The 13,239-nt window shown below is 64.8% G+C and carries 10 protein-coding genes; 2 read left to right on the top strand and 8 right to left on the bottom strand.

The window, feature by feature from the left end:
* Positions 1-100 precede the first annotated feature (100 nt).
* Complete coding sequence (locus tag ABIB73_RS15460) at positions 101-988, bottom strand: VOC family protein (protein WP_354225200.1); 888 nt, start codon at positions 986-988, stop codon at positions 101-103.
* A 209-nt stretch (positions 989-1,197) separates the two neighbouring features.
* On the opposite strand from ABIB73_RS15460, the gene ABIB73_RS15455 reads away from it, so the two are divergent.
* Positions 1,198-2,385: a CaiB/BaiF CoA transferase family protein gene (locus ABIB73_RS15455; protein ID WP_354225199.1), complete on the top strand. Its 1,188-nt coding sequence runs from the start codon at positions 1,198-1,200 to the stop codon at positions 2,383-2,385.
* A 230-nt stretch (positions 2,386-2,615) separates the two neighbouring features.
* On the opposite strand, the gene ABIB73_RS15450 is transcribed toward ABIB73_RS15455, so the two are convergent.
* Positions 2,616-2,786: a hypothetical protein gene (locus ABIB73_RS15450; RefSeq protein ID WP_354225198.1), complete on the bottom strand. Its 171-nt coding sequence runs from the start codon at positions 2,784-2,786 to the stop codon at positions 2,616-2,618.
* On the opposite strand from ABIB73_RS15450, the gene ABIB73_RS15445 reads away from it, so the two are divergent.
* Positions 2,785-5,904: a DEAD/DEAH box helicase gene (locus ABIB73_RS15445; RefSeq protein WP_354225197.1), complete on the top strand. Its 3,120-nt coding sequence runs from the start codon at positions 2,785-2,787 to the stop codon at positions 5,902-5,904. The genes ABIB73_RS15450 and ABIB73_RS15445 overlap by 2 nt on opposite strands.
* Before the next feature lie 116 nt (positions 5,905-6,020).
* Here ABIB73_RS15445 and ABIB73_RS15440 read toward each other — a convergent pair whose 3' ends face one another.
* The 6 genes from ABIB73_RS15440 to ABIB73_RS15415 all read right to left on the bottom strand — a co-directional run bounded on the left by ABIB73_RS15440 (position 6,021) and on the right by ABIB73_RS15415 (position 13,217).
* On the bottom strand, positions 6,021-7,208 hold the full coding sequence (locus ABIB73_RS15440; protein ID WP_354225196.1) for a caspase family protein: 1,188 nt from the start codon (positions 7,206-7,208) through the stop codon (positions 6,021-6,023).
* 78 nt (positions 7,209-7,286) lie between these two features.
* Positions 7,287-7,967, bottom strand: coding sequence for an SDR family NAD(P)-dependent oxidoreductase (locus tag ABIB73_RS15435; RefSeq protein WP_354225195.1), 681 nt, complete (start codon positions 7,965-7,967; stop codon positions 7,287-7,289).
* A gap of 4 nt (positions 7,968-7,971) precedes the next feature.
* Positions 7,972-9,156 (bottom strand): sialidase family protein, encoded by a 1,185-nt coding sequence (locus tag ABIB73_RS15430; protein WP_354225194.1) that lies wholly within the window; start codon positions 9,154-9,156, stop codon positions 7,972-7,974.
* A complete protein-coding gene (locus tag ABIB73_RS15425) occupies positions 9,153-10,580 on the bottom strand; it encodes a sodium:solute symporter family protein (RefSeq protein WP_354225193.1) in 1,428 nt (475 codons plus the stop codon). Before ABIB73_RS15425 ends, ABIB73_RS15430 begins: the two co-directional genes overlap by 4 nt.
* A 200-nt stretch (positions 10,581-10,780) precedes the next feature.
* Positions 10,781-11,929, bottom strand: a complete 1,149-nt coding sequence (locus tag ABIB73_RS15420) for an amidohydrolase (protein ID WP_354225192.1) — start codon at positions 11,927-11,929, stop codon at positions 10,781-10,783.
* Positions 11,930-12,128: 199 nt separating this feature from the next.
* A complete protein-coding gene (locus tag ABIB73_RS15415) occupies positions 12,129-13,217 on the bottom strand; it encodes a mandelate racemase/muconate lactonizing enzyme family protein (RefSeq protein ID WP_354225191.1) in 1,089 nt (362 codons plus the stop codon).
* Positions 13,218-13,239: the final 22 nt, after the last annotated feature.

Raw genomic sequence — 13,239 nt, 5'->3', positions numbered from 1 at the left:
CGGCGGCTCCGCTCAGCGGAGCCGCCCTGCAACCAAGACTTCGCTCATCCGGACGTTGCCGCGCCAGGCACAGGACTTGGTTCGTGGGACTTGGTATTGCCTATCCCTCGTACTGGTCCGGCCCCATCGCCCATGACGTCTGATCGTGGTCGAACGCATAGTTGCGGTTGTTGATCGCCGGATTGCGGTTGACCATCGGGCGCATGAACATCGGGTGGGTTGCGCTGCGCACCTCGTGCTCGACCGTGAACAGCGGCTTGCCGCTGCCGAGATCGACGATGTCGCGAAACCGGTACTGAAACCGATTGTCCTCGCGCGAGACCAGATTGCGCGCGAGGAGCCTGCGGTAGGGACCAGAGAAGTCGGTGATGTACATCTGAACATGGTGCCCGTCATAGTCGGGCAGCGGCCGATCGGTCTCGCGAAACAGCAGATGCTGGTCGCGGCCCGTCTTCACCGCCGCAACCGTGCCGTCGCCATTCCAGAGCTCGGCGGGCATGCCCATGATCTCCGGATAGAAGGCGCGGATCGCCGGCGCGGTCCCAATCGGTACGTCGAATTCGACATAGGGAATGCCGAGCGCGATGCGTCCGAAGCGCGCTGCGTCCGGCTCATAACAGCGCAGGCGGTTGCCCCACGGGCAGGTCGCCTCGACATGGCCATCGTGCTCGGTGAACGCGAACGCCGTGCCCTCGAGCTTTTTGGCGACCGACGCCAATCGCTGCAACAGCGCCTCGCGGCCTTCGATGACCAGTCCGACATGACCGCGCAGCACCTGCGGCTGACCGCTCGGCAAATGAAACTGGCTGCGACCGGCATTGATCCACATGTTGGTGTCGGACACCATCAGGTAGGGGTCGCGGGTGAGACCGAGTCCCGTGACGTAGAATAAGGTCGCCAGGCGCTGATTCGGGACCTGGATGTTGACGTGCTCGAGATGAATCGCGTTGCCGAGATCTTCAGTGGACCGATCGAATTGCTGTGGCATGGATGCGGCTCTGGGTGAGATGACGGACAGATTATACTAGAGCGTTTTCGAGCGAAGTGGATACCGGTTCGCGTGAAGAAAACGCGTCAAAATAACAGAGCAGGTCGAAGCGTCGGGCGATCACTTCTGCCGGCAGAGGCTGGCGGTTGCCGCCTTGCCGTGGCAACTAGTCCCTGTAATCTGACAAAAACACATAAGGAAAGAGATCGATGGGGGGAGTTCTGGAGGGCGTGCGCGTCCTCGATTTCGGGCGCTATATCGCGGGGCCGTATTGCGCGACCCTGCTGGCCGAATTCGGCGCCGAGGTCATTCGCGTCGAAAAACGCGACGGCAGCGAAGATCGCTTCGTGGCGCCGGTCGGCGAAGGCGGTGAGGGCGCGCTGTTCCTCCAGATCAACCGCAACAAGAAGTGCATCACGCTCGATCCGATGAAGCCGGAGGGCCAGGAGGTGATGCGCCGGTTGGTTAGGACCGCCGACGTCGTCGTCGCCAATCTGCCGCCGCAGACCCTGCGCGCGATGAAGCTCGACTATGAGTCATTGAAAGCGATCAAGCCCGACATCATCCTGACGACGGCCACCGCATTCGGCGGGCCGGGGCCGTGGTCCGATCGCGTCGGCTTCGACGGTGTAGGCCAAGTCATGTCGGGTTCGGTATACATGACCGGCGCCGGTGATCCGCCATACCGGGCCGCTGTGAACTGGGTTGATTTCGGCACCGCGCTGCACTGCGCGTTCGGGACACTCGCCGCGCTGATCGAGCGCGGTAAATCCGGGCGCGGGCAGATCGTCGAGGGCGCGTTGCTCGCAACCGCGCTGTCCTTCACCAACGCTACGCTGATCGAGCAGGCCGTGATATCAGTCAATCGCGTTCCGACCGGCAATCTCGGCCAGACCGCTGCACCCGCCGACATCTACCGCACCAAGGACGGCTGGGTGCTGTGCCAGGTCACCGGTCATCCGCTGTTCAAACGCTGGGCGAAGCTGATGGGTGAGGAGGCGCAGTGGCTGAACGATCCGCGCTTTGCCGACGACATCAGTCGCGGCAACAACGGCCCCGTCATCAGCGAGCGGATGGCGGGCTGGTGCGCCGAGCGTACCACGCAGGAGGCTGTCGACACCCTCGGCAACGCGATGATTCCGACGGGCCCTGTGCTGAGCCCGCAACAGGCGCTGGATCATCCGCATATTCGCGCCGCCGGCTTCTTGCAGGACCTCGACTATCCCGGCTTGCCGAAACAGGCCCCCGTTGCGCGCGCCGCGATTCGACTCTCGGAAACGCCGGGTGAGATCGCGACGCGTCCGCCGACACTCGGCGAGCATACCGATGCCGTGCTGGCGGAACTCGGCTACGACACGGCCGCGATCGCGGCGCTTCGGCAGAGCGGCATCATTTAGCCGCGACGTGATGACAAGAGTGGAAATGGGCCGGCGCGTCTGCTAGACGACTGGCGGCTTGTCCTCGCGCTTTTGCGTGTGCCGGTGACCTTGCATCGCACGAGGTTTTAGGGGAGGCGTGCGTTCGCGCGCCCCGTCCCATATGCATGACCATCCGCGACCGAATCGGGACGAACCCGGCTGCGCGTGCCATTGACGACTGCCTACGACGAGAAACGGATTAACGTGCGTCATTCCAAGAAACTGCGGCCAGTAGCTAAGAACTCGTCAGTCAAGAGTTCGCCAAAGAAGCGCTCGCCGGCGAAGAGCTCGACAAGCAGACGCTCGCCAAGCAAGGCATCACCGCAGCAAGACAAAGGCTCGCGACGCGCCACGATCTCGTCGTCGTCGCCGCTCGGCATGATGGCGCTTCATCTGCTTGCGCAATGGCAGCAGTCAGGCCGTAGTGGCCTCGTGTTCCTCGCCGAGAGTGAGAACAGAGCGGAGCGGCTCGGCAGCGTCATTCATGCGCTCGACCCGTCCTGCGAGGTCCTGGTGTTTCCGCGATTGAACACCTTGCCGTTCGATCAACTGGAGCCGTCTCGCGAAATTGCAGGGCGTCGCGCCTCGGTACTGAGACGACTGGCGAAATCCAAACGGCCGATCTTTCTCGTCTCGACGGCGGAAGCCGTGATGGAGCGGCTGCCGCCGCCGGCGAGCCTTTCGCGCCTGCCGATAAGCCTGAAGGTCGGCGGCACGTTCTCGGAAGCCGACCTTCGCGTGCGCCTCGAAGCGCTGGGTTACGATCCGGACGACGAGCCGGATTATCCAGGCGGTGTGCTGTTTCATGGGCAGACTTTCGAGATATTTCCCGCGGGCGCGCTAGGTCCTTTCCGGGTGGAGCATGCGGGGCGCGCCATAAGCCGGATCGTGGCGTTCGACCCGAAACAGCACGACATCATTTTCGAGACGAAGGAGCTTCTCGTCGATCCCATGTCGGAACGGCTCGGCTTCGCCGCCAGGCGCGCTCAGCGTGCGACGCTGTTCGACTATTGCGGACGCGCCAGGTGGATCGCGGACGCTGGCGTCCCGTTGCACGCCGACGGCTGGCTGAGCACGATCGAGGAGGCCGCGGGTCGCGCCGACAGGGAGCGCGAATATCTGGGACGGCACGACTGGAAGCAGGCCACCAAGGGCATGAAGGTGTTGCCGCCGACGGCTCCCTACCAACCCACGCCGGAGTTCTCGAAGCTGACCTCCTCCAGGAAAGCCTTTCGTGCCTTTGTCGAGGAGACGCGGCGAGCTGGCTCGCGGTTGATCTTCGTCGCAGCGCAGGAGGAGGATCTGCGCGCGATGGAACGGATGAGCGGCGTCAAGGCGGAGCGTCTTTCGAATTGGGACGAGGTGACGAGCGGACGCGATCGCGAAGCGGCACTGCTGGCCGATCTCGACGCGGGCTTCGTCGTGCCAGGGAAAAAGGCGCTTGTCGTCGTGACGGCGTCCGACGTGCTCGGCAGCAGGGCCCATCATCCGCAGCCGATGGCCAAAGCCTGGAGCGCGGCTTTCGATCATGCCGATGTGCCGGAACAGGGCACGGTGATCGTTCATCTCCAGCGCGGCCTCGCCGTGCTCGAAGGCTTGCAGACCGTGAACACGGGCGGCGGCACCTTGCGGGAGATGATCAGGCTGGGCTTTGCGGCAGACAATGCGGCTCTGGTGCCGCCGCCTGATCTGGCCCTGATGTGGCCTTACGCGGCAGAGCGCGGCAAGCTGGTGCTCGACAAGGCCGATGGGAGTACCTGGTGGGCCCGCCGCACCGAGGCTGAGCGCGAGATCCAGGTCGCCGGCAAGGTGCTTGCCAAACACATCAGCCAGCGCCGCCGGCGGCGCGCGGCAAAGCTGATTCCACCGGGGTCGGTCTACGAAAAGTTCGTCGCGCGCTTTCCCTATTTCACGACGGCCGATCAGGCCAAGGCCATCCGGGATGTCCTTGATGATCTTGCCTCCGGCCACCCGATGGACCGGGTGATATGCGGCGACGTGGGATTTGGAAAAACCGAGGTGGCGCTGCGGGCGGCCGCAGCCGTGGTGCTGTCCGGAAAACAGGTGGCGATCGCGGTGCCGACCACCGTCCTGGCACGGCAGCACGTCGCAACCTTCCGCAAGCGTTTTGCTCCGTTCGACATCGACGTGGGGAACATGTCGCGTGCCACGTCCGGCGCGGAGATGCGGGTGACGAAGGAAGGCTTGCGAAGCGGCCGAATGAAGATCGTGGTCGGAACCCAGGCGCTCGCCTCGAAGGACGTGAAGTTCGACGATCTCGGCCTCGTCATCATCGACGAGGAGCAGCATTTTGGTGCAGCCGAGAAAGCGAAGCTCTCCGGCCTCGCCAAGAATGTCCATACGCTCTGGATGAGCGCCACGCCGATCCCGCGGACGCTTGCCGCAGGTCTTGCCGGCTTCAGGGACCTGAGCATCATCGCCTCGCCACCGGTTCACCGGCTTCCGGTCGCGACGAAAATCGCGCCCTTGTCGGATGCTGCGATCGCCTCGGCATTGCTGCGGGAGCAGAGGCGCCACGGGCAGAGCTTCCTGATCTGTCCGCGCATCCAGGATCTGGATCCGATGCTGGCGCGGGTGCAGGCGGTGGCGCCCGATCTGAACATCGTTTGTCTCCATGGCAAATTGGCTGCCGATGAGATCGACGACCGGATGATGAGCTTCGTCGAGGGCAACGCCGACGTTCTGCTCGCGACCAACATCGTGGAGAGCGGCCTCGATATCCCGCGTGCGAACACGATCGTGATCTGCTGGCCCGAAAAATTCGGTCTTGCCCAGCTTCACCAGCTGCGCGGGCGGGTGGGCCGCAGCGGGATACGCGCTTTCGCATATCTGCTGACCGAGTCGGCCTCCGTGCAGTCCGAAAAGCGGCTCGCCGTGCTTGAGGAGTTCAGCCGGCCGGGTGCGGGTTTCGCCATCAGCGAGCGCGACCTGGATCTCAGAGGTGCGGGAGATCTGTTCTCCGAGCAGCAATCCGGCCATGTCCAGGTCTTTGGACCGGTGCTCTACAGTCACCTCCTGAAAATGGCCTCGGAAAAGGTCGATTACGCAAGGGCCGCGGTTTGGGTGCCTGACCTCAATCTGCCGGTCGCGGACATGCTTCCGGAAAGCTATGTGCAATCCGAGCCGGTGCGGCTCGAACTCTATGCCCGTGCCGCGCGGTGCCGCAGCGAGGACGAGCTTGACGATCTGGAAGAGGAAACCTCCCGCCGCTTCGGGCAATTGCCGTCGGGGGCCCGCGATTTCTTCGCGGCGGCGAGACTAAGGCTGGATTGCAAGCGCAGGGGCATTATCCGCCTGGATGTCGGGCGCGAGGCGGTGGCCGCGACGTTCCTGCCGGGACGATTGCGGAAGTCCAAGGGGAAATCCACGGGGCGATCGCTGCAACGTGACGGCGATCGCGTCGTCTACCACGGTCAGATGCGCGATGCCCCGTTCGATCGGGTCGAAGAATTGTTCGATGTTCTGGATGAGGCGTGATTGCGGCGGACCGGACAGGCGGATCTCCCGGTTCGGCCATCCTCCGGAAATCGTCCGCCGGCGGGCGCCGGTTATCTGCCGTGGATAGGTGAGGCCCTCAGGCGCCGGCTATGCCGTCACTCCACGCTGCGCCTCCAGGCGCCGGTGCCGAGCTTGCCAGTAATCACCGCCAGCGTGTCGTGGATCTCGTACGCGCCGCCATCGCTATAGCCCGAAAGGCCCCTGAGGGCATGCAGGGTCCAGCGGCCATTCGCGGCGGTCATCGTGCCTTCATGAGAGCGAGCCGAGCGCTCCGGCTCGGCGCGGAACTTGTAGGTGCCGTCACCCATGATCTGCCAGATCCAACGCGATTGCCCATGGCCGTTCGGCACCATGATTTCCCAGGTGCCGACCAACGCAGGATCGACCGTCGATGACGTCGGTGCGCGCGACGGCGCAGGGGGGACGACGGCCGGAAGCGGGGCGACGGGCTCTGCTCCGTCCGTGCCGCCTGATGGTCGACCGGCTAGATAAATCGCCTTACGAGACAGCGAGCCGTAGACGAAGGGCTGCTGCCCGTTGTGGGTCGCTTCCATCACGTCGTCGCGGACGTTGCGGAACATGAACGTAACCTCGACGCCAGGCGCCTCGATATTGCGCAAGAGCGCCGCTGCAAACGGGCTGTTGCGCGCGTCGCCGTCAAGCGCCGTGGTGCCGTCCCGTGCGGCATAAGCGACGAGAACGTTGCCGACGGGCTCGATGCGCCCGAGCCCGCCGTTCGGCGCCGCCCGTGTGGCCAGCGAGCGGTTCATCTTGGCGGCAAATGGATTGTTGCGACAGGCATCGAGGATGACGAGGCCAAGGCTCGTGGTGTTGGAGACCTGCAACATCACGCTCTGCAGGCCGATGGCTTCATTGGCGGCATCCGTGTCCCGCTTCAGTTCTGCGTCGATCGGAATCAGCCAGTTTTCGCCACTGATCTCCATGCCATGGCCTGCAAAATACACGGTCGCCATGTCGGCTCCGGCGGCATCGCGCCCCAATGTGATCAGGCCGCGACGCATGTCATCGAAGCTGGCGTTGGTGATCAGCGAGACCGAGAAGCCGAGCCGCTTCAACGCCGCAGCGATATCGCCGGCGTCGTTCGGCGGATTGAGCAGCGTGGGCACGTTCCTGTAGGCGCCGTTGCCGATCACCAGCGCGACCCGCTTGCCGTCTGCCGCGGCGCCGGTCGGCAGCAAGCCTGCAAACGCGGTTGCAACGGTCAATCCTGAAACGAGCTCGCGCCGGTTCATCTGGATCTCGCTCGCCTGAACGAGGTCCATGGTACAGCAACCGATCTGGAGTGGCCACGGGTCGATCTTTCGCGAAATTCAGAGCCCGGCGATTGCAGGGCGGTGAATTCAGAGCGAGCTGCCGCCACAGATGACGAGCTGCTGTCCCGTGATGGCCGCAGCGTCTGCCGAGAGCAGGAATGCTACCGCGCCTGCGACTTCCTCCGGGCGGATGAACCGGCCGATCGGCGGCAGTTTTGGCGCGACATTGGCGCGCGTCGGATCCTTCAGCATCGGCGTCTCGGTGGCGGCGGGGGCAACGACGTTGACCGTGACGCCGCGAGGTGCGAGCTCGATCGCCCAGGATCGTGCCAGCGCGACCAGCGCCGCCTTGGTCGCAGCGTATTGCCCGCGGCCGGCTGCGCCCGATGCGGTGCGGCTGCCTATGAAGACGATGCGCCCGCCCTGCGGCAGGCGCGGCGCCAGCGCGTCGGCGAGACGCTCGGCGACGTCGACATGCAGCCGCCACATCGCTGCGCCGTCGTCATGGTCGAGCGATCCGAGCTGACCAACCTTGAGCATGCCGGCGGCATGAACCAGCGCGGTCGGCGCGATGCCCGCAACGGCGTTCGCAATGCCGTCGACGTCGCTCAGGTCAAGCGACAAATGATCGAAGGCCGGATGGTCGAACGGTCCGGGGCGGCGGCTGATACCGGTGACGCGCCAGCCATCGCGCAGAAGGCGCTCGACGATCGCAGCCCCGATCCCTGAACTGGCGCCCGTGACCAGGGCGTACGGCCTTTTGTCCATGATCTCAGTCCCGCGTCACCCATTGCTCGGTCACGCGCACATATTTGATCGCGCGGCGATGGAAGGTGAAGGCCATGTGGAGTGCGCCGTCGGTGGTCTGCTTGACGGAGGGGTAGGACAGCTCGCGATTGGTCTGGTCGCGCGAATTGTTGGTCATGCAGTAGCCGTCGCCGGTCTCGACATTGCGCCTGCGCCAGTTCCGTCCGCCGTCTGTCGAGATGGCCAGCGTCATCGGCGCGCGCGGCGCGCCCCAGAAGGCGGTGCGTCCGTCGGCCTTGCCGCCGTCGCCGGCGAGAACGGGCGGCAGATTGTCCTCGATCTCGTCATAGAGCGAGAGGCGGCGTCCGGTTGCATCATTTGCACTTGAGTCGTTGAAGGCCAGCGCAAGATGGCCGTTGCCGAGCCGCGTGACCTGGATCGAGGAGTTGTTGTTGGGCAGCGCGGTCGGGACCGGCGCCGACCAGGTGCGGCCGTGATCGGTGGACCGGCTCTGATAGATGTTGTCGGCCCAGCGGCTGCGAAACAGCGCGAGCAGCGAGCCGTCGTCGAGCCGCTCGATGCACATATGCACGCAGCCGCGGCTGCCGGGGACGTCGACATCGCGCCAGGTCGCACCCGCATCCGACGAGATCTTGACCGCGCTGGTGTCCTCGTCGCCGTTCCATTTCTTGCCCGGCGTGCTGTGGCAATAGAACACCGGCAGCAGCCAGTCGCCATTGTCGAGCACCACGATCGGCTGCCGGATGAAGGTGCCGCGGCCGCGCTCCTCGGGAAACAGCGTCTCGATCGGGCCCCAGCTCCTGCCATGGTCGCGGGAGCGGCGGCGGCGGATCAGCGCGGTGTCCTGGTTTCCCGCCAATTGTGCCGTCCACATCAGCCACAGCGTGCCGTCCGGGGCGGGAAACAGCACCGGGTTCTGTTCCGAACGCGCGGAATCGTCGGACAGCTTTTCCGCGCGCGACCATTGCGTCGCGCCGCGAGCAAGGCGCGAAAAATAGACCGAGATGTCCGACATGCCTTCCTGCGTGCCGCCAAACCAGACGCAGGCGAGATCGCCGTTGGCCAGTGGCATCAGATTGGCCGCGTGGTTTTGCACGCAAGGTGAGGGAATGAAGGCGTCGAACCGCTCGGGATCGCCGGCAATTTGGCCGACGGCGCCGCCGGCTGCGATCTCGATATCGGTGATCATGTCGAGGTCCTTTCCACGAATGCATTTGGTTGCGCCACCTGCGGCTCGGCGCGCGCGCGGCCAAGCGCCAGGCGTTCGAGCGTCATCACGACCAGTGGCGTCGCGGCCGCGATATACATGTTGTCGATGCCGAAGGGGTTGCCCAGCACGTACCAGAGCGTTGTCGAGACCGCCGCGCCGATCAGGCCGGCGGTGGCGCCACGGTTGCTGGCAAACAGCGGCAGATAGAAACCCATCATCGCCACCATCGTGACCGACAGGCGCAGTGCGCGCGTGAAGAACGACAGCTTGAGGATCTCGGGAATGAAGAAGACGAACACCAGCGGCGCGATGCCGATCAGCACCGAGAAAACGCGGGTCATCTTCAGCTCGCGCTCCGGCGTCGGCTTCCAATAGGGCACATAGAAGTCGCGCACCACTAGCGAAGCGATCGCCAGCGCCACCGTGCAGACGCTGACGAAGATCGAGGCGATCAGCGAGGTCGTGACGAAGGCGGAGGCCAGCGGCGGCATCTTCTCCAGAAACACCGGCAGCGCGTAGAGGCTGTTCATGTCGGGATAGAGATATTTTGCGGCAACCCCGATCAGCGCGAGCAGGAAGCCGAGCGGAAGACAGAATGCAGCCGCATAGTAGGTGGCCTTGCGGGCATCATCGGCGCTCGGCGTCGAGGAGATCGCCTGCACGATGAACTGCGTCGAGAAGATCGCGCCGACCGTGCCGAAGGTCCAGGCGAAGATGGTCGTAAAGCCGATCTTGCCGTCCCAGCTGAAATAATAGGCCGGCAATTTCGCTTGGATCGGCGCGATGCCGCCGGTCAGCGACATCGCAACCGAAAAGATGATGACGATGCCGACGACCTTGAAGGCGCTGTGCAGGATCGTCACCCAGGCGACGCCCTTCAGGCCGCCGAACACGTAGTAGAAGGTACTGACCACAGCGATGACGCACATCGCAACGGGCATGCTGACATGCAGTGCGGTGGCGATCGCGGCCGCCCCGCTCACGTAATTGCCGACGTTCACGAGCAGCAGCGCGTAGATCATGATCACCGAGACCGTGAGCATGGTCGACTTGCCGTATTTCTGCGCGATCGCGGCCGAAATGGTGTATTCGCCGGAATTGTAGAGCCTCTTCACCATCAACAGGCCGAACAGCAGGAAGCCGAGCGAGGCGCCGAGCACGGCCCATCCGGCCGCCATGCCCGATTGAAACGCTTCCTGTGCGGTCCCGACGGTCGACTTGGCGCCGACAAATTCGGACATCATCAGCACACCGACGACCACGGCCGGCATGGCGCGCGCACCGGTCATGAACTGGTCGCTGGTCCTGCTGCGCAGCTTGAGCGTGAGCCAGGACGTGAAGGCGATGTAGGCAACGATCATCGCGAGGATGAGCGTGCTCTCGCCCGAGAGGATGGCTTGCATCGGTGACGTTTCCCCTGGTGACGCGGACGCGGTGTTGAGAGCCCGCTTTGCCCGACTAAGGTCGTGTTCGGAATGCGAACAAATGTTGTTGTCGATTATTAAACCTGCCCGGGCGGTGTGCGTCAAGCGCACGGCCGCGCGCCGGCGGCGAGAGGCTCCCGCCGGCGGGCATTGCCGCTACATGTTCAGAGGGTTGCTGGCTAGTTCGCCGACAGCGCCGTCTTGGCGACCTCGGCCATCCAGCCGGATGCGACCGGCAGGATCGCGTCGTTGAAGTCGTAGCGCGGGCCGTGCAGCTCGGCGCCGTCGCGCAGGGGCCCATTGCCGATCCAGACAAAAGCGCCTGGCCGCTGCTGGAGGTAGAACGCGAAATCCTCGCCGGCCATGCTCGGCGCGAGATCGCGCCTGACCGGCGCGTGCACCTTGTCCGCGGCCACGCGCGCGAGGCCGGCTTCCTCCGGCGTGTTGATCACGACGCCGACGCCCATGACGATCTCGGGCGTGACCTTGACGCCGAAGCTCGTCGCGATGCCGGCGCAGATCTCGCCGATCCGCTCGACAATGGTGTCCTTCACCGCATTGCGGTGATGCCGCAGCGTGCCGCGGATCACGACCTTGCCGGCGATCTGGTTCGGCGCGGTGCCGCCCTCGATCGTGCAGAGCGAGAGCACGGCGGTGTCGAGCGGATCGACGCTGCGCGATACGATCGATTGCATGGCCACGATCAAATGGCCTGCCGCCATCACCGGATCGCGCGTCAGATGCGGCATGCCGGCGTGTCCCGCATGGCCCTCGATGGTGATGGTAACGCGGCCGCCGGAAGCCATGACGACGCCGTCATGAACCGCGATCGTGCCGGCCTCCAGTCCCGGCCAGTTGTGGAAGCCGAACACCCGATCCATCGGAAAGCGGTCGAACAGGCCGGCGCCGACCATCGCACGCGAGCCGCCATAACCTTCCTCGGCCGGCTGAAAGATGAAATCGACGGTGCCGCTCCAGCTCGTGTCCGCGGCCAACAGCGCGGCCGCCCCGAGCAGCGAAGCGGTGTGCCCGTCATGCCCGCAGGCATGCATCACGCCGGGCGTCTTCGAGGCGTAGGCGAGGCCGGTGTCCTCGGTGATCGGCAGCGCATCCATGTCGGCGCGCAAGCCGACGCGCGTTTGCGCAGACCCGCGCGTCAGCGTCGCGACGATGCCGTGGCCGCCGATGCCGGCCTCGAAGGGAATGCCGAGCTCGGTGAGCTTGTCCTGCACGAAGGCGGCGGTGGCCCTTTCCTGCAAGGAGAGCTCGGGGTGGGCATGCAGATGCCGGCGCCACGCGGTTAGTTTCTGGTGCAGCTCGGGGGTCAAGGCTTTGCTCTCTGGTGTCGACTGCTGCCACCATAGCGGATTATCCGCTCGCTGCACCCAGCACCAGCGAATGCCTCGCGTGCAGCAAAGCGGTTTGCCACATCGTCATGGCCGGGCTTGTCCCGGCCATCCACGTCTTACCTCGCCGTACAAAGAAAGTGGATGGCCGGGACAAGCCCGGGCATGACGACCTCGCATTCTAAGGCGACAACTTCGCCAGCCCCTTCCAGTCGAAGCTGATGCCGTGGCCCGGCCGCGCCGGGGCGAGGGCCTTGCCGTCCTCCAGCACCAGCGGATGCTCGATATAGGTGTCGAGTCCGAAACCGTGCGCCTCCAGATAAGAGCGGTTCGGGCAGGCCGCGAGCAAATACACGGTGATGTCGTGCGCGCCGTGGCTGGTGACGGGCAGGTTGAAGGCTTCCGCAAGCCGCGCGATCTTCATGAAGGCGGTGACGCCGCCGCAATTGGTGACATCGGGCTCGGGATAGGACACGGCGCCGGCGACGATGTAGTTCTTGAACTCCCATAGCGAGCGCAAATTCTCGCCCGCCGCGATCGGCACGCCGCCGGCCTGCATGATGCGGGCGTGGCCCGCGATATCGTCGGGAATGATCGGCTCCTCGAGCCAGGTGAGATCGTAGGGTTGCAGCGCGCGGGCGGCGCGGATCGCCTCCTCGACGGTCCACTTCATATTGGCGTCCGCCATCAGCGGAAAGCCCTCGCCGAGGTGGTCGCGCATCGCTCTGACTCGTGTGACATCGGATTTGAGATCGGGCCGGCCGACCTTCATCTTGATGGCGCGAAAGCCTTTGGCGAGGTTGTCGTCGGTCTGCTTCAGCAGCGCCTCGACGGAGAGATCGAGGTCGATGCCGCCGGCATAACACGGCACGCGCGAATCGTACCCGCCGAGCAGGCGGAACAGTGGCAGCTTCGCCCGCCGCGCCTTCAGATCCCACAGCGCGATGTCGAGCGCAGACAGCGCCAGCACCATCGGCCCGCCGCGGCCGCCGTAATGCAGGCCCCACCAGACGTGATGCCAGATTGTTTCGGTGTCATCGGCCTCGCGGCCCTCGACGAGCGGCGGAATTTCGCGCCTGAGGATGTCGGCAACGGCGCCGCCATTGCGGCCCACGGTGTAGGTGTAGCCCACACCCTCCGCGCCATCGGCATCGCGAACCCGGCAGGTGATCAGCTCGAACGCCGCGATCTCACCATGCGTCGAGTCGGAGAGCGTGACGGGGAGGGGAATCCGGTAGAGTGCGGATTCGGTCGTTGCAATGCGCGGCATGCGTCCTCCCTGTATTTTTTTG

The sequence above is a fragment of the Bradyrhizobium sp. F1.4.3 genome (genome assembly GCF_040548375.1).
Classification (GTDB): domain Bacteria; phylum Pseudomonadota; class Alphaproteobacteria; order Rhizobiales; family Xanthobacteraceae; genus Bradyrhizobium.
Note: the sequence above shows the minus strand (reverse complement) of the source record. Positions and strands in the feature narration are given on the sequence as shown.